The following is a 15861-nucleotide window of genomic DNA, read 5'->3' as shown; positions in this document are numbered from 1 at the left end:
ATGACAACCTACGCCGACTACACGACCGGCGAGCCGATCGCCGACACCAAGGCCCCCGCGGGCCCCGTCAACGAGCGCTGGGACACCCGCCGTTTCGAGGCGAAGCTGGTCAACCCCGCCAACCGGCGCGGCAAGACCGTCATCGTCGTCGGCACCGGCCTCGCGGGCGGCTCCGCCGGTGCGACGCTGGCCGAACAGGGCTACCACGTCGTCCAGTTCTGCTACCAGGACTCCCCGCGCCGGGCCCACTCCATCGCCGCGCAGGGCGGCATCAACGCCGCCAAGAACTACCGCAACGACGGCGACTCGATCCACCGCCTGTTCTACGACACCGTCAAGGGCGGCGACTTCCGCTCCCGGGAGTCCAACGTGCACCGGCTGGCGCAGATCTCCGTCGAGATCATCGACCAGTGCGTGGCCCAGGGCGTGCCCTTCGCCCGCGAGTACGGCGGGCTGCTCGACACCCGCTCCTTCGGCGGCGTCCAGGTCTCCCGCACCTTCTACGCCCGCGGCCAGACCGGCCAGCAGTTGCTGCTCGGCGCCTACCAGGCGCTCAGCCGGCAGATCGCGGCCGGGAACATCGAGATGCACGCCCGCACCGAGATGCTCGACCTGATCGTCGTGGACGGCCGGGCCCGCGGGATCGTCGCCCGCGACCTGATCACCGGGAAGATCGACACCTACTTCGCCGACGCCGTCGTCCTGGCCAGCGGCGGTTACGGCAACGTCTTCTACCTCTCCACCAACGCCATGAACTCCAACGCGACCGCGATCTGGCGGGCGCACCGGCGCGGCGCGTACTTCGCCAACCCCTGCTTCACGCAGATCCACCCCACCTGCATTCCGCGCACCGGCGACCACCAGTCCAAGCTGACGCTGATGAGCGAGTCGCTGCGCAACGACGGCCGGATCTGGGTGCCGAAGGCCAAGGGCGACGACCGGCCGCCGAACAAGATCCCCGAGAACGAGCGCGACTACTACCTGGAGCGCATCTACCCCTCCTTCGGCAACCTCGTCCCCCGCGACATCGCCTCCCGCGCCGCGAAGAACGTCTGCGACGAGGGCAGGGGAGTGGGCCCCGGCGGCCAGGGCGTCTACCTGGACTTCGCCGACGCGATCGAGCGCATGGGCCGCAAGGCGGTCGAGGCCAAGTACGGCAACCTCTTCGACATGTACCAGCGGATCACCGACGAGGACCCCTACCGGGTACCGATGCGGATCTACCCGGCGGTGCACTACACGATGGGCGGCCTGTGGGTCGACTACGACCTCCAGACCACGATCCCCGGCCTGTTCGCCGTCGGCGAGGCCAACTTCTCCGACCACGGCGCCAACCGGCTCGGCGCGTCCGCGCTGATGCAGGGCCTGGCCGACGGCTACTTCGTGCTGCCGGCCACCATCAACGACTACCTCGCCCGCACCCCCCACCGGGACGACGTGGACGACGACCACCCCGTGGTGCAGGAGGTGCTGGCCGAGACCGAGGACCGGCTGAACCTGCTGCTGTCCGTCGACGGCGACCGCACCCCGGACTCCTTCCACCGTGAACTGGGCGAGCTGATGTGGGAGTTCTGCGGCATGGCCCGCACCGACACGGGACTGCGCAAGGCGCTTGAGCGCATCCCGCAGATCCGCGAGGAGTTCTGGCGGCGCATCAAGGTCCCCGGTACCGGCGAGGAGTTCAACCAGTCCCTGGAGAAGGCCAACCGCATCGTCGACTACCTGGAACTCGCCGAGCTGATGTGCCTCGACGCGCTGCACCGCTCCGAGTCCTGCGGAGGCCACTTCCGCGAGGAGTCCCAGACCCCCGACGGCGAGGCGGCCCGCAAGGACGACGAGTTCGGCTACGCCGCCGCCTGGGAGTTCACCGGCACCGGCGAGGCCCCCACCCTGCACAAGGAAGACCTGGTCTTCGAGTACGTCCACCCCACCCAGCGGAGCTACGCATGAAGCTCACCCTGCGCGTCTGGCGGCAGAAGAACGCCGACGCCGAAGGCGCCATGTCCACGTACGAGGTGGACGGAATCTCCAGCGACATGTCCTTCCTGGAGATGCTCGACACCCTCAACGAGGAGCTCATCCTCAAGGGCGAGGACCCGGTCGCCTTCGACCACGACTGCCGCGAGGGCATCTGCGGCGCCTGCTCGCTGGTCATCAACGGCGACGCCCACGGCCCCGAGCGCACCACCACCTGCCAGCTCCACATGCGGTCCTTCAAGGACGGCGACACCATCGACATCGAGCCGTGGCGTGCCTCCGCCTTCCCGGTCGTCAAGGACCTGGTCGTCGACCGCTCGGCCTTCGACCGGATCATCCAGGCCGGCGGCTACATCACCGCGCCCACCGGTGCCGCGCCGGAGGCGCACGCCACGCCGGTGCCGAAGCCGGACGCCGACCTCGCCTTCGAGCACGCGGAGTGCATCGGCTGCGGCGCGTGCGTCGCCGCGTGCCCGAACGGGGCGGCGATGCTGTTCACGTCCGCGAAGGTGAACCACCTGAACGTGCTGCCGCAGGGCGCGCCCGAGCGGGAGACGCGGGTGCTCGACATGGTGGGGCAGATGGACGCGGAGGGGTTCGGCGGCTGCACGCTCACCGGCGAGTGCGCCACCGCATGCCCCAAGGGCATCCCCCTGGTCTCCATCACCAGCATGAACAGGGAATGGCTGCGGGCCACGCGCAAGGCGGCCAAGAAGTAGCCCCCCACGACGTTCGCCGACAGGTGCGGACGGACGGGGCCGGGAGAGGTGCTCCTCCCGGCCCCGTTTCGCTTGCCCGGACCCCTGTCCGGGAGACCGGCATTCAGGAAGCGCACATCCGTGCTCCCGGCAGTCGTCATGTGCAGTACAGCGGACGTCGGAAGAAATATGGCGGACCCGTCCCCGGCCCAGGAGAGCACCCATGACCGGCGTACTGACCGCTGACCGCCCCCAGAATCCCGCCGCGCCCCGCCGCTACACGATCACCCTCGCCCGTCACGAGGACGACGTACGCGCCGCACAGCGGCTGCGGCACGACGTCTTCGCCGGAGAGATGGGCGCGCTGCTGGCGAGCCCGCAGCCCGGACACGACGTCGACCCCTTCGACGCGTACTGCGACCACCTGCTCGTGCGCGAGGAGACGACCGGGCAGGTCGTCGGAACCTACCGGCTGCTGCCCCCGGAGCGTGCGGCGGTCGCCGGACGGCTGTACGCCGAGAACGAGTTCGACCTCGCGGCGCTGGACGCGATCCGGCCCGGGCTCGTCGAGGTCGGCCGCTCGTGCGTGCACCCCGACCACCGGGACGGCGCCGTCATCGGCCTCATCTGGGCCGGCATAGCCCGGTACATGACCGACCGGGGCCACGAGTGGCTGGCGGGCTGCTGCTCCCTCCCGCTGGCCGACGGCGGAAGCCTCGCCGCCGGCGCCTGGGACCGGGTGCGGGCCAAGCATCTGGCGCCCGAGGAGTACCGGGTACGGCCGCTGCTGCCGTGGGTCCCGCGCCCGGTCCCGCGCCCGGCGGCGCCCGCCGGGCGCACCGAGCTGCCGGCGCTGCTGCGCGGCTACCTCCGGCTGGGCGCCTGGGTCTGCGGGGAGCCCGCCCACGACGTCGACTTCGGCGTCGCCGACCTGTACGTGCTGCTGCCGATGAGCCGGGTCGACCCGCGCTACCTGCGCCACTTCCTCTCGCTGGTCCCGGCACGGTGAGCGGCTGGCTGCCCGTCGCGCCCTGCACCCCCGGGGCGTGCGTGGAACCGTCCCGCGGCGCCGCGGCCGTGCCGCGCGCCGCGCTGCGGCTCACCGCCGTCGCCGCGCTCCTGCTCGCCGGGTTCGCCGCCGTGCTCGCGCCGTCCGGCCTGCGGCGCAGGCTGCCCGCCGCCCTGGTGCGAAACTGGTGCCGGTGGGTCGTACGGGCCGCGGGCGTCCGGGTCCGCGTCACGGGCGCCGCTGCCCCCGAGGGCGGCCTGCTCCTCGTCGCCAACCACGTCTCCTGGCTCGACATCCCCCTGCTCGCCGCCGTACGGCCCGCCAGGATGCTGGCCAAGAGCGAGATCCGGCACTGGCCCGTGGCGGGCGGGCCGGCCGCACGCGCCGGGGTGCTGTTCGTGGAACGGGACCGTATGCGGGCCCTGCCGCACACGGTCGACGCGATCGCCCGGACCCTCGGCGCGGGCGCCGCGGTGGCGGCCTTCCCCGAGGGGAGCACCTGGTGCGGACGCGCCCGGGGACCCTTCAGCCGGGCGGTGTTCCAGGCCGCCCTGGACGCCGGGGTGCCGGTCCAGCCGGTGCGGATCCGGTACCTGGCCGGGGAGCGGGCGGTGAGCACGACGCCCGCGTTCGTCGGCGCGGACACGCTGCTCGCCTCCCTCTGGCGGGTGGCGTCGGCACGGGGACTGACCGCCGAGGTACAGGTGTGTCCGGCCGTACCGCCCGGCCGTCACCCTGACCGCCGTTCCCTGGCCCGGGCCGCGGAGCAGGCGGTCCACGGCCACCAGGAGAAAGCACATTCGAAAAGTATGTGCAGTTTGTGATGTTTGTGCCGTTTCCTCACCGCTGGATGCGGACAATCGGAAAGCAGGCACCCGAAAGGAGGGTGATGGCAGATGATCACCCGTGAAGAGATCGCCAACGTCCTGGACCAGCCGGTCTACGACGGGGACGGCAACAAGATCGGCGACGCGAAGCATGTCTTCTTCGACGACATGACCGGGCGCCCCGAGTGGGTGAGCGTCAAGACGGGCATGTTCGGCTCGGCCGAGTCCTTCGTGCCCATCCGCGACGCCGCGCTGGTGCAGGACCACCTCGAGGTTCCCTACGGCAAGGACCAGGTCAAGGGCGCGCCCTCTGTCGACGTCGACGCGGGCGGCCATCTGTCGGAGACCGAGGAGCACCGGCTCTACGACTACTACGGCATCAACTGGGACAGCGTGCTGTCCGAGGCCGAGCGCACCGACGACGGACGCTTCGCCGCGGGCCCGGGCCCGGCGGGCACCGCCGGAGCCGCCGGAGCCGCCGGAGCGGCGGGTGCCGCGGGCGTGGCCGACACGACGCCGGGCGGTACGACCGGCCGCGAGGACGCCGCGCGGCGCGAGGCCATGCGCGGTGGCGAGGCGATGACCCGCTCCGAGGAGCAGATGCGCGTCGGCGTCGAACGCCACGAGTCGGGCCGGGCCAGGCTCCGCAAGTACGTCGTCACGGAAGAGGTGCAGCAGACCGTCCCGGTGACCCACGAGGAAGTGCGCGTGGTGCGCGAGCCGATCACGGACGCCAACCGTGACGAGGCGATGGCCGGGCCCGAGATCGGCGAGGCCGAGCACGAGGTCACGCTGCACGCGGAGCGCCCCGTCGTGGAGACGGAGACGGTGCCGGTGGAGCGCGTCCGGATGACCACGGAGGAACTCACGGAGAACGAGACGGTGCGCGGCCAGGTCCGCAAGGAGCGCATCGAGGCCGAGACCGAAACCTTCGCCGAGGACGAGACCCGGCGGGGCGGCAAGCGGCGGGGCCGCGAGTGACCGTCCCCCGGCGTCAGCGCGGGACCACGCGCCGGTGACCCGACTTCACCGGCGCTTCCCGCCGCCCAGGGCCCGGGCCAGATAGGGAGCGGTGGCGCTCCCCTCGGCGCCCGCCACCTCGACGGGTGTCCCCGCGGCCACGATCCGGCCGCCCGCGTCACCGCCGCCGGGCCCCAGGTCGATCACGTGGTCGGCGCCGGCCACCACACCCATGTCGTGCTCGACCACGACCACCGTGTGCCCGGCGTCGACGAGACCGTGCAACTGCCGCATCAGCACCTCGACATCGGCCGGGTGCAGACCGGTGGTCGGCTCGTCGAGCAGGTACAGGGTGTGACCGCGCCGCCCCCGCTGCAACTCGCTCGCCAGCTTGATGCGCTGCGCCTCCCCGCCGGACAGCTCCGTGGCCGGCTGGCCGAGCCGCAGATAACCGAGACCGACGTCCAGCAGCGCGGCGAGACTGCGGGCCACCGCCGGGGTGTCCGCGAAGAACTCCGCCGCGCCCTCCACGGTCAGGTCCAGCACCTCGGCGATGTTCCGCCCCCGGTACGTCACTTCGAGCGTCTCGGGGTTGTAGCGGGCCCCGCCGCAGTCGGGGCACGGCGCGTACGTGCTCGGCAGGAACAACAGCTCGACGCTGACGAAACCCTCGCCCTGGCAGGTCTCGCAGCGCCCTCCCGCCACGTTGAAGGAGAACCGGCCCACGCCGTACCCGCGTTCCCGGGCCTGGTCGGTGGCGGCGAAGACCTTGCGCACGACGTCGAACAGGCCCGTGTAGGTGGCGAGGTTGGAGCGCGGCGTGCGGCCGATCGGCCGCTGGTCGACCGAGACCAGCCGGTCCACCCCCGCCAGGTCCTCGGTGATCTCGCCGACCAGCGTCGACTTCCCGGAGCCCGACACGCCCGTCACGGCCGTGAGCACCCCGAGCGGGAACCGCGCGGTCACCCCGCGCAGGTTGTGCCGGGTCACCGGACCCACCGTCACCGTGCCCCGCGGCACGCGCACCTCGCGCGCGGGCGCGGGGGCGCGGCCGAAGAGGTGACGGGCGGTGGCGGACTCCGCGACCTCGGCCAGCCCGTCGACCTGGCCGCTGTACAGCACCCGCCCGCCGTGCTCGCCGGCCCGCGGACCGACGTCCACGATCCAGTCGGCGCCGCGCATCACCCCCAGGTGGTGCTCCACCACGAACACCGAGTTCCCGGCCGCCTTCAGCCGCGCCAGCACCGTCAGGAGGGCCTCGGTGTCCGCCGGGTGCAGCCCCGCGGAGGGCTCGTCGAGGACGTACACCACCCCGAACAGCCCGGAGCGCAGCTGGCTCGCCAGCCGCAGCCGCTGCAGCTCGCCCGCCGACAGGGTGGGCGTGGGCCGGTCGAGGCTCAGATAGCCCAGTCCCAGCTCGACGACGGGCGCGATCCGCGAGACGAGGTCCTCGGTCAGCACCCTGGCCGTCTCGCCCTCGGTCGGCAGCACGGCGGCCAGCTCGGTGAGCGGCAGGGCGGCCAGCTCGGCGACGGTGCGGCCGCCCACGGTCACCGCGAGGGACTCGGCCCGCAGCCTGCCGCCACCGCACACCGGGCAGGGCGCGCTGGTCAGGAAGCGCTCCGCCCTCGCCCGCAGTGCGGCGCTCTTCGAGTCCGCGAAGGTCTTCATCACATGGCGCCGGGCGCTCGTGTACGTGCCCTGGTACGGCCGCTGGATGCGGCCCGCGTCCCGCACCGGGTGCACCGTGACCACCGGCTGGTCGTCGGTGAACAGGATCCACTCCCGCGCTTCGGCCGGCAGCTCGCGCCAGGGCCGGTCCACGTCGTACCCCAGCGCGTCCAGGACGTCCCGCAGGTTCTTGCCCTGCCAGGCTCCCGGCCACGCGGCGATCGCGCCGTCCCGGATCGACAGCGAGGGGTCCGGGACGAGCAGCTCCTCGGTGGTGCGGTGCACCCGGCCGAGCCCGTGGCACTCGGGGCAGGCACCGGCCGCCGTGTTCGGCGAGAAGGCGTCGGAGTCCAGCCGCTCGGCGCCCGGCGGGTAGTCGCCCGCGCGGGAGAAGAGCATCCGCAGGGAGTTGGAGAGGCTGGTGACCGTCCCCACCGAGGACCGGGACGTCGGGGTCGCCCGCCGCTGCTGCAACGACACGGCGGGCGGCAGCCCGGTGATCTCGCCCACCTTCGGCGCGCCCACCTGGTGGATGAGCCGGCGGGCGTACGGTGCGACCGACTCGAAGTAGCGCCGCTGCGCCTCCGCGTAGACCGTCCCGAACGCCAGCGACGACTTCCCCGACCCCGAGACGCCGGTGAACACCGCCACCACGTCCCGGGGGACGTCCACGTCGACGCCCTTCAGGTTGTGCTCGCGGGCGTCGCGCACGCGGACGTACGGGTCGTGGGGGCTGTGCATCGCGGGGAGCTCCGTACGGTGGGGGACAAACTCCGCGATTCTACGCCGGGGAACCGAGCGGTCCGGTGCCGGTGACACGGGCGAGCCGCCGGTAGGAGTCGAGCAGCGCCTCGCGGTCGTACGTGCTGGTGGTGACCAGGACCTCCTGCGCGCCCGTCTCCTTCACGAGCGTCTCCAGCTCGTCGGCGACCTGCTCCTCCGTGCCGGCGAGGTGGCCCGCGAGGCCCGCCTCGTACAGGTCGCGTTCCTTGCCGGTCATCGTCCGGGCCTCGATCTCCTCGGCCGGGGCCAGCGGCGGGAAGGAGCCGCGCGTGCGGGCGTGGGCCATGGACCACGCCTCCGGGACGAGCAGCCGCCGGGCCGCCTCGGGTGTCGCGGCCACCGCCACGGTGCCGGAGACGACGACGTACGGCTCCGTGCTCCACTCGGAGGGGCGAAAGCCGGCGCGGTAGCGGTCGATGCCGCGGCGCATCCGGTCCCGGTCGCGCAGGTCCCCGATGACCATCGGCAGGCCCGCACGCGCGGCGACGGCCGCGCCCTCGCCCATCGCCAGCACGAAGGGCGGTACGGTCAGCCCCTCCGCGGGGCGCGCGTGCACGCCCGTGTGCGAGGTGCCGCGGAACCAGCCGAGCAGCTCCGCCAGTTGCGCGTCGAAGTCCTCCGCGTCGTCCTTCTCCCGGCCCAGCGCCCGGCGGACGCCGTCGGTGAAACCCACCGAGCGGCCCAGCCCCATGTCGATCCGGCCGGGGAAGAGCGACTCCAGCACGCCGAACTGCTCGGCGACGACCAGCGGCCGGTGGTTGGGCAGCATCACGCCCCCGGTGCCGACCCGGATGCGCCGCGTCGCCCCCGCCACGGCGGCCGCGAGGACGGTCGGAGCCGACCCGGCCACGCCGGGCACGCCGTGGTGCTCCGCCACCCAGAACCGGTGGTAGCCGAGCCGCTCCGCCTCCCGTGCCAGCTCCACGGTGTCGCGCAGCGCCTCCCCGGCGCTGCGGCCCGCGCGGATGCGGGAGCGGTCGAGGACGGAGAAGCGGGTGGTGGCGATCGAGGTGGTCACATGAGGTTCAACGCCCGCGCCCGGCACAGATTCCCGACGCGGCCCTCCGTACGGAAGTCCGGCGTCCCTTTTCCGGCGGCGCCCTCTAGGGTGACCGCGTGAGCGACAGCAGCAAGCCCCCGGTGGCCGTGTTCGACCTGGACAACACCCTCTCCGACACCGCGCACCGGCAGCGGTTCCTGGAGCGCAGGCCGCGCGACTGGGACGCGTTCTTCGCGGCCGCGCCGCACGATCCGCCGCTCGCGGAGGGCGTCGCACTGGTGCGGGAGAGCGCGAAGGAGTGCGAGATCGTCTATCTGACCGGCCGGCCCGAGCGCTGCCGGCGCGACACGCTCGACTGGCTGGCGGCGCACGGCCTGCCCGAGGGCGCCGTGCACATGCGCGGCAACGCCGACCGCAGGCCCGCCCGGCGCACCAAGCTGGAGATCCTGCGGCGTCTCGCGCGGACCCGCGAGGTGCGGGTCCTGGTGGACGACGACGAGCTGGTCTGCGACGACGCGGAGCGGGCCGGTTTCACCGTGCTCCGGGCCCGCTGGGCGGCCCGGTCGGCCGAGCTGCGCGTGGCGCAGGAGCGCGAGGGGCGCACCTGAGTCAGTCCGACTCCTCCAGACGGAAGCCGAGCTTGAGACCGACCTGCCAGTGCGCGACCTGCCCGTCCTCGATCTGGCCGCGCACCTGCGTCACCTCGAACCAGTCCAGCCTGCGCAGGGTCTGCGAGGCACGGGTGATGGCGTTGCGGACGGCCTGGTCGACGCCGTCGGGTGAGGTGCCGACGACCTCGGTGACCCGGTAGGTGTGGTTCGACATGCGGGTGCTCCGTTCCCAGGGCAGCCGTGTGCCCTGCGTCACTCCACCGTGCCCCAAGTCGGGACGGAGCGCGAGGCGTCTGCCTTCGGGGTGGAATCCTCCCGTTGGTTCCCCTTGACCTTTGTAATGGTCCATACCAAAATCCCAGACACCCGTTCGAGCCTCGGGCTCGTCCCCCACGTCGGGTCTCCCTTCGCGTGTGCAGGACGCACCTGCCTCCGCCCTCTGTTCGTCAGTCAGAAGGACCCCTCGTGAGACGTCGCCTCCTCGCCCTTGTCTGTGTGTCCGCCTCCGTGCTCAGCGGCTGCGGCCTGATCTCGCAGGACGGCGGGGGCGATCGGCACACCGTCACCGTCTGGCTCATGAAGGACAGCGCCTCCCAGGACTTCCTGAAGCGGTTCACCGAGGGCTTCGAGGCCGACCACCCCGGCCTCGAACTCGACATCCGCATCCAGGAGTGGACCGGGATCGGCGACAAGGTGCAGGCCGCGCTGAAGGCCGGCGGTTCGGACGGACCCGACGTCATCGAGGTCGGCAACACCCAGGTCCCGCAGTACGCGGAGGGCGGCCGGCTGCAGGACCTGACCCTGGAGTCGATGCGGGACTGGGGCATCCGCGACTGGCTGCCGGGCCTCGCCGAACCGGGGCAGTGGATGTCCCAGCAGTTCGGCGTGCCCTGGTACGCCGCCAACCGCGTCGTCATCTACCGCAAGGACCTCTTCGAGCAGGCCGGCATCAACGAGCCGCCCCGCACCCGCGAGGAGTGGCTGGACGCCACGGAGAAGCTCGACAAGAACGGCGACCAGGGCATCTACCTGGCCGGCCAGGACTGGTACACGCTCTCCGGTTTCATCTGGGACGAGGGCGGCGAACTGGCCACCCAGGCCGGCGAGGGCGGTGTCTGGACGGGCGCCCTCGACTCCGAGGCGGCCCTGCGCGGCATGGACTTCTACCGCGAACTGCAGGCACTGGGCGACGGACCGGTCGACGCCGACGAGGAACACCCGCCGCAGGCCGGGGTCTTCGCCAAGGGCCGGGTCGCGCAGATCATCGCGGTGCCGGGCCAGGCGCAGTCCGTGCTGCGCGAGAACCCCGGCCTCAAGGGCAAGATCGGGTTCTTCCCCGTGCCCGGCAAGAGCGCCGACAAGCCCGGCGCCGTCTTCACCGGCGGCTCCGACCTCGTCGTCCCGAAGAACACCGACCAGGAGGAAGGCGCCCTCGCCGTGGTCGAGGCGCTCGCGGGCGAGAAGTGGAACACCGACCTGGCCCGCACCATGAACTACGTCCCCAACAAGAAGACACTCGCCGAGGCCGTCTCCGGCGAGGAAGGGGCCGAGGCCATGGCCGCCGGCGCCGCACAGGGCCGGGCGACCCCCGGTACGCCGCAGTGGGGCGCCGTCGAGGCGGACAACCCGATCAAGGCGTACATGACGAGGGTGCTCAAGGGGGCGGACGCGAAGTCGGAGGCCCGCAAGGCCTCCGACCGCATCACCGAACTGCTGGACCCCAACACGCGCTGACCGCGGCGAGGCGGGGCCGGCCCGACGGTCCCGCCTCGCCGCACCTCAGCGCGCCACGCTCAGCGACAGGGCGAAGCGCCCCTCCCGGTCCGTCCACCAGTGGGCCAGATCGAGCCCGGCGGCCTCCAGTTCGGCCCGCACGCCCTCCCGCCGGAACTTCGCGGACACCTCGGTGCGCAACTCCTCCCCGTCCGCGAAGTCCACGACCAGGTCGAGCGCCTGGATCTTGACGGTCTGCGCGGCGCGCGAGCGCAGCCGCATCTCGATCCACTCCCGTTCGGCGTTCCAGAGCGCCACGTGCGCGAAGGCCGCGGGCACGAAGTCGGCCTCCAGTTCGCGGTTCACCACCGACAGCACGTTCTTGTTGAACTCGGCCGTCACCCCGGCCGCGTCGTCGTACGCGCGGACCAGCACCCCCTCGTCCTTGACCAGGTCCGTGCCCAGCAGCAGAGCGTCGCCCGGCGAGAGCAGGGCGCGGACGGAGGCCAGGAACGCGCCGCGCTCCTCGGGCAGCAGGTTGCCGATGGTGCCGCCGAGGAACGCCACCAGCCGCGGGCCCGGTGTGTCGGGCAGCGTCAGCCCTCCGGTGAAGTCGGCGATCAGCGCGTGCACCTGGAGGCCGGGACGCTCGGCGACGAGCGCCTGCCCGGCCTGGGTGAGGGCGCTCTCGCTCACGTCGACCGGCACGTAGCCGCGCAGCCCGTTCCGCTCGGTCAGCGCGTCGAGCAGGACGCGTGTCTTCTCCGAGGAGCCGGAGCCCAGCTCGACCAGGGTGCGGGCACCGGTCGCGTCCGCGATCTCCCGGGCCCGGTCGACGAGGATCTCCCGCTCGGCCCGGGTCGGGTAGTACTCCGGCAGCGCGGTGATCGCCTCGAACAGCTCGCTGCCCCGTGCGTCGTAGAACCACTTCGGCGGCAGCCACTTGGGCGTGCTCGTCAGGCCCGCCAGGACGTCGGCACGCAGCGCGGCGTCCGTGGCGTCCTCGGGCAGTGTCCGGGTCAGACGGAACTGGCTCACGTTCGAGGCTCCTTGTCAGAGGCGAAAGCGTCTGCGGGGGCGGTCTCGCCCGGGTCCTTGATCGGGGTGAGCCGCACGTCGGTGCGGCTCGCGGTCAGCAGGGTGCGGTCGGGGACCTCCTGCCAGCCGGGACCGTCGTCGTAGGGCTCCGAGGCGACGACCGTGCCGCCGCCCGGACGGGCCAGGTACCACAGGGTGTCGCCCCAGGTCGTGGCGGTGACGGTGGAGCCGTTGGTGAGGAGCAGGTTGAGCCGGGAACCGGGGGCCGCCGCGGCGACCTCCAGCACCGTCTCGGTCAGCGCCCGGCCCTCGTCGTCCCCGGCGCGCAGCCGGGCCAGCACCAGCGCCCACACGAGCGCCGAGTCGTTGCGCGCCTCCAGCGACAGCAACTCACCGGGCGGCAGCGTCGCGGCCACCGGCGCCAGCGAGTCCGGCCAGCCCCGCACGGCGCCGTTGTGGCTGAACAGCCAGGTCCCCGCGGCGAACGGTGCCGCGGCCGCCTCCGCGTCGGCGCCGGCCAGCGTCGCGTCCCGTACGGCCGCCAGCAGCGCGCCGGTGCGCACGACGCGGGCCAGGTCGGCGAAGGACTGGTCCGCCCAGATCGGCCCCGCCCTGCGGTACCGGGCCGGGACGGGGTCGCCCTCGGCGTACCAGCCGACGCCGAACCCGTCGGCGTTGACCGTGCCGTACCGCTGGTGCCGGGGCGCCCAGGACTGGCGGTACAGACCGTGCGGCGGCGTCACGAGGAGCGCGCCGAGCGGTTCCCCGGGGCCCGTGTAGGCCAGGTGCCGGCACATCAGGAACCCTCCGCCGAACGGGCCGTGCGGAACCCGGAGAAGATCTGCCGCCGGATCGGGTAGTCCCAGTTGCGGAACGTGCCCCGGCAGGCCACCGCGTCCACGGCGAAGGAACCGCCGCGCAGCACCTTGTAGTCGGGGCCGAAGAACACCTCCGAGTACTCCCGGTACGGGAACGCCTCGAATCCCGGGTACGGGGCGAAGTCGCTCGACGTCCACTCCCAGACGTCGCCGATCAGCTGCCGTACGCCGAGCGGCGACTCGCCCGCCGGGTAGCTGCCCGCGGGTGCCGGGCGCAGGTGCCGCTGCCCGAGGTTGGCGTGTTCCGGGCCGGGGTCGGCGTCGCCCCACGGGTAGCGCATGGCGCGCTCGCCGGCCGGGTCCCACCGGGCGGCCTTCTCCCACTCGGCCTCGGTGGGCAGCCGGCGTCCCGCCCAGCGGGCGTAGGCGTCGGCCTCGTACCAGCACACGTGCAGCACCGGCTCCTCGGCCGGGACCGCCTCGGTGACCCCGAAGCGGCGCCGCAGCCACTGCCCGCCGTCCCGGCGCCAGAACAGCGGGGCGGTGAGGGAGTGCCGGCGAACGTGGTCCCAGCCTCGGGGAGTCCACCAGCGGGGGTCGTCGTAGCCGCCGTCGTCGATGAACGCCTGGTAGGCGCCGTTGGTCACGGGGGTGGTGTCGATGAAGAACGGCGCGACCTCGCGCCGGTGCGCGGGGCGTTCGTTGTCCAGCGCCCACGGCTCGGCCGAGGTGCCCATCGTGAACGGACCGCCCGGCACCAGGACCTCGGCCGGTCCGGTGAACAGCCCCGCCGGATCGGGATCGGGTGCGGTCAGGGCCTGCGGACCCCTGCGCAGCTGGTGCGTGATCAGCATGGTCTCGTCGTGCTGCTGCTCGTGCTGGGCGATCATTCCGAAGGCGAAGCCCGCTTCCGTCAGCCGCGTCCCGTCGAACGCGGTCCGCTCCAGCACGTCCAGGGCCCGGCCGCGCACGTCGGCCGCGTACCGGCGGGCCTCGGCAGGCGACAGCAGCGGCAGGCTCGGCCGCTCGGAGCGGGGATGCTCGAAGGCGTCGTACAGACTGTCGATCTCCGGGCGTATCGCCTCCTGCCCGGCGACCGCCCGCAGCAGCCACTGCTCCTCCTGGTTGCCGATGTGCGCCAGATCCCACACCAGCGGGGACATCAGCGGCGACACCTGGGCGGTCAGGTCGGGGCCCTCCACACAGCCGGTCAGCAGCGTGGTGCGCTCGCGGGCGGTGACCAGCGTGGTCAGGGCCCGCTCGCGCAGGGCCTCGGCGGTGGTGGTCGTGGGCGCGTGGGTGGGGTCGGTCATCAGCGGGTCTCCCTCCCGTGCGGGCCACGGTCCGCGCCGCCCGGCATGTCCAGCAGATCGTCGGCGGGGCAGCGGCCCCTGAGCACGTAGCGCTCCAGATACCCGGCGACGGCGTCCGTCACCTCGGTGCCCGCACCGAGCCGGGGCAGGGCGGCCAGCGCCGCCCTGAAGCAGGTGACGGCCGCCTCGCACAGCTCGGGATCCGTCAGCGCGGCACGGGCCGCGTCCTCGTACAGGGGGTTGTGCGGCGCGGGCAGCCCCAGCGTGCGCTCGGCCAGCGGCTTGACGGCCCGGTAGGCGGTCTCGGTGGCCTCCGGGTCGTCGAACAGCGCGGCGGTCACCGCCAGCGGCACGATCCAGCCGTCGTCCCCGGGCTGCGCGTCGATCATCCGCAGCTCCAGGTGGCCACGCGGCCTGACCGGCGGGAAGAGTGTGGTCAGGTGGTAGTCGAGGTCCTCCCGGGTCGGCGGCCTCGGCACCAGCTCACGGGTCCACTCCCGCAGGGTCAGCCCCTCCGGCACGTCCCACGGCCCGCCGTCGCGGCGTACGCACATCACCGGGGCGTCCAGCACGTGCCGTGTCCAGGCGCCGCGGGGGTCGGTGTTCAGCGGGGGGCCGCCCGCCCGGCCGCGGCCGATCTGCGTCCACCGCAGCTGCCGGGTGGACCGCCAGCCGGTGGGCCGGCCGCCGGACAGCGGGGAGTTGGCGAACGCGGCGAGCAGGACGGCGCCCAGGTGATGGGCCAGCCACCAGCGGCGTACGTGACCCATCGGGCCGGGCTCCTCGTGCCCGGCGTCCACGCACACCTGCACGGAGGCGGAGGCGCACATCATGAAGCGGCCACCGGGGCCGGTGCGGTCGAGACAGGACTCCATGGCGTCGTAGCGCGGCTGCCGCAGATAGCGGCGCGGCGCCTGCCAGGGATCGTGGCCGAGGCCGACCAGGGCGAGACCGTCCTCGCGCAGTACGGCGCGGACGGCGTCGAGATCGGCGGAGACGGAGCGGACGCACTCCGTCAGCGAGGCGGCGGGGAGCGAACTCAGCTCCAGCTGGCCGCCGGGTTCGACGGTCAGCGCCGACCTCAGGGGCACGGCCCGCAGCGCGGTGTACACCGCGTGGAGCCGTTCGGGTGACACGGGGAGCCGCGGCGCGCGCAGCTCGTGGACGAGCCATTCCACCTCGACACCGAGGAGCCTGGGTGGACCGGTCTTGAAGCAGATGCCGCGGACCAGCGCCTCGACCTCGGCCTCACTGACCGCGGTACGTGGCCGGACGCAGCCACCAACCGAATCGGACATGTCGGGATCCTCCTGAGATTCCACCATGCCGCCGGCCCTTCTGCGGTGGGCCGGGCCGGCACACTCGTCCCACCCAAGACCCTCGTGCCGCTCCGCACAAGGATGCATTTCGGGACGTTCCCGCTCGGTAATCTCCGCGCTCCGC

The 15861-nt window shown here is 73.0% G+C and carries 14 protein-coding genes; 7 read left to right on the top strand and 7 right to left on the bottom strand.

Translation table 11 applies throughout. From position 1 onward, the window contains the following. The 5 genes from NI25_RS03220 to NI25_RS03200 all read left to right on the top strand — a co-directional run bounded on the left by NI25_RS03220 (nucleotide 1) and on the right by NI25_RS03200 (nucleotide 5492). Nucleotides 1-1950 carry a fumarate reductase/succinate dehydrogenase flavoprotein subunit gene (locus NI25_RS03220; RefSeq protein ID WP_061440967.1) on the top strand — a complete coding sequence of 650 codons (1950 nt, stop codon included), beginning with the start codon at nucleotides 1-3 and terminating at the stop codon, nucleotides 1948-1950. Continuing rightward, nucleotides 1947-2696, top strand: a complete 750-nt coding sequence (locus NI25_RS03215; protein WP_061440966.1) for a succinate dehydrogenase/fumarate reductase iron-sulfur subunit — start codon at nucleotides 1947-1949, stop codon at nucleotides 2694-2696. Before NI25_RS03220 ends, NI25_RS03215 begins: the two co-directional genes overlap by 4 nt. Before the next feature lie 202 nt (nucleotides 2697-2898). Next, nucleotides 2899-3684, top strand: a complete 786-nt coding sequence (locus NI25_RS03210; RefSeq protein ID WP_061440965.1) for a GNAT family N-acetyltransferase — start codon at nucleotides 2899-2901, stop codon at nucleotides 3682-3684. Next, entirely contained in the window at nucleotides 3681-4508 is an 828-nt protein-coding gene (locus NI25_RS03205; protein ID WP_061440964.1) for a lysophospholipid acyltransferase family protein, read from the top strand. The genes NI25_RS03210 and NI25_RS03205 overlap by 4 nt, the downstream gene beginning before the upstream one ends. A 72-nt stretch (nucleotides 4509-4580) precedes the next feature. Next, nucleotides 4581-5492, top strand: a complete 912-nt coding sequence (locus tag NI25_RS03200) for a PRC and DUF2382 domain-containing protein (protein WP_061440963.1) — start codon at nucleotides 4581-4583, stop codon at nucleotides 5490-5492. 45 nt (nucleotides 5493-5537) lie between these two features. Here NI25_RS03200 and NI25_RS03195 read toward each other — a convergent pair whose 3' ends face one another. After that, the gene (locus NI25_RS03195) at nucleotides 5538-7883 is read right to left on the bottom strand and encodes an ATP-binding cassette domain-containing protein (protein WP_061440962.1); all 2346 of its coding nucleotides are present in this window, start codon (nucleotides 7881-7883) and stop codon (nucleotides 5538-5540) included. Nucleotides 7884-7923: 40 nt separating this feature from the next. Beyond that, a complete protein-coding gene (locus tag NI25_RS03190) occupies nucleotides 7924-8943 on the bottom strand; it encodes an LLM class flavin-dependent oxidoreductase (RefSeq protein ID WP_061440961.1) in 1020 nt (339 codons plus the stop codon). A 98-nt stretch (nucleotides 8944-9041) separates the two neighbouring features. Here NI25_RS03190 and NI25_RS03185 point away from each other — a divergent pair, with 98 nt between their 5' ends. Then, entirely contained in the window at nucleotides 9042-9533 is a 492-nt protein-coding gene (locus NI25_RS03185) for a hypothetical protein (RefSeq protein ID WP_061440960.1), read from the top strand. A 1-nt stretch (nucleotide 9534) separates the two neighbouring features. On the opposite strand, the gene NI25_RS03180 is transcribed toward NI25_RS03185, so the two are convergent. Beyond that, on the bottom strand, nucleotides 9535-9750 hold the full coding sequence (locus tag NI25_RS03180) for a dodecin (protein ID WP_061440959.1): 216 nt from the start codon (nucleotides 9748-9750) through the stop codon (nucleotides 9535-9537). Between the two features lie 251 nt (nucleotides 9751-10001). Between NI25_RS03180 and NI25_RS03175 the strand changes: the two genes are divergently transcribed. Further along, on the top strand, nucleotides 10002-11270 hold the full coding sequence (locus NI25_RS03175; protein ID WP_061440958.1) for an extracellular solute-binding protein: 1269 nt from the start codon (nucleotides 10002-10004) through the stop codon (nucleotides 11268-11270). Nucleotides 11271-11315: 45 nt separating this feature from the next. Here NI25_RS03175 and egtD read toward each other — a convergent pair whose 3' ends face one another. The 4 genes from egtD to egtA are packed head-to-tail and all read right to left on the bottom strand — an operon-like array spanning nucleotide 11316 to nucleotide 15716. After that, entirely contained in the window at nucleotides 11316-12287 is a 972-nt protein-coding gene (egtD, locus tag NI25_RS03170) for an L-histidine N(alpha)-methyltransferase (RefSeq protein WP_061440957.1), read from the bottom strand. Continuing rightward, nucleotides 12284-13084, bottom strand: coding sequence for an ergothioneine biosynthesis protein EgtC (egtC, locus tag NI25_RS03165; RefSeq protein ID WP_061440956.1), 801 nt, complete (start codon nucleotides 13082-13084; stop codon nucleotides 12284-12286). Before egtC ends, egtD begins: the two co-directional genes overlap by 4 nt. Continuing rightward, nucleotides 13084-14418, bottom strand: coding sequence for an ergothioneine biosynthesis protein EgtB (gene egtB, locus NI25_RS03160; RefSeq protein ID WP_061440955.1), 1335 nt, complete (start codon nucleotides 14416-14418; stop codon nucleotides 13084-13086). Before egtB ends, egtC begins: the two co-directional genes overlap by 1 nt. Continuing rightward, nucleotides 14418-15716, bottom strand: coding sequence for an ergothioneine biosynthesis glutamate--cysteine ligase EgtA (egtA, locus tag NI25_RS03155; protein WP_061440954.1), 1299 nt, complete (start codon nucleotides 15714-15716; stop codon nucleotides 14418-14420). The genes egtB and egtA overlap by 1 nt, the downstream gene beginning before the upstream one ends. Between the last annotated feature and the right edge of the window lie 145 nt (nucleotides 15717-15861).

It is taken from the genome of Streptomyces sp. CCM_MD2014 (assembly GCF_000772045.1).
Taxonomy (GTDB): domain Bacteria; phylum Actinomycetota; class Actinomycetes; order Streptomycetales; family Streptomycetaceae; genus Streptomyces; species Streptomyces salinarius.
Note: the sequence above shows the minus strand (reverse complement) of the source record. Positions and strands in the feature narration are given on the sequence as shown.

Excerpts from the sequence above, each read along its gene's own strand:
- egtA (WP_061440954.1), bottom strand. The coding sequence starts at position 15,716 with ATGTCCGATTCGGTTGGTGGCTGCGTCCGGCCACGTACCGCGGTCAGT.
- egtC (WP_061440956.1), bottom strand. The coding sequence starts at position 13,084 with ATGTGCCGGCACCTGGCCTACACGGGCCCCGGGGAACCGCTCGGCGCG.
- egtB (WP_061440955.1), bottom strand. The coding sequence starts at position 14,418 with ATGACCGACCCCACCCACGCGCCCACGACCACCACCGCCGAGGCCCTG.
- NI25_RS03195 (WP_061440962.1), bottom strand. The coding sequence starts at position 7,883 with ATGCACAGCCCCCACGACCCGTACGTCCGCGTGCGCGACGCCCGCGAG.
- NI25_RS03215 (WP_061440966.1), top strand. The coding sequence starts at position 1,947 with ATGAAGCTCACCCTGCGCGTCTGGCGGCAGAAGAACGCCGACGCCGAA.
- NI25_RS03220 (WP_061440967.1), top strand. The coding sequence starts at position 1 with ATGACAACCTACGCCGACTACACGACCGGCGAGCCGATCGCCGACACC.
- NI25_RS03200 (WP_061440963.1), top strand. The coding sequence starts at position 4,581 with ATGATCACCCGTGAAGAGATCGCCAACGTCCTGGACCAGCCGGTCTAC.
- NI25_RS03180 (WP_061440959.1), bottom strand. The coding sequence starts at position 9,750 with ATGTCGAACCACACCTACCGGGTCACCGAGGTCGTCGGCACCTCACCC.
- NI25_RS03210 (WP_061440965.1), top strand. The coding sequence starts at position 2,899 with ATGACCGGCGTACTGACCGCTGACCGCCCCCAGAATCCCGCCGCGCCC.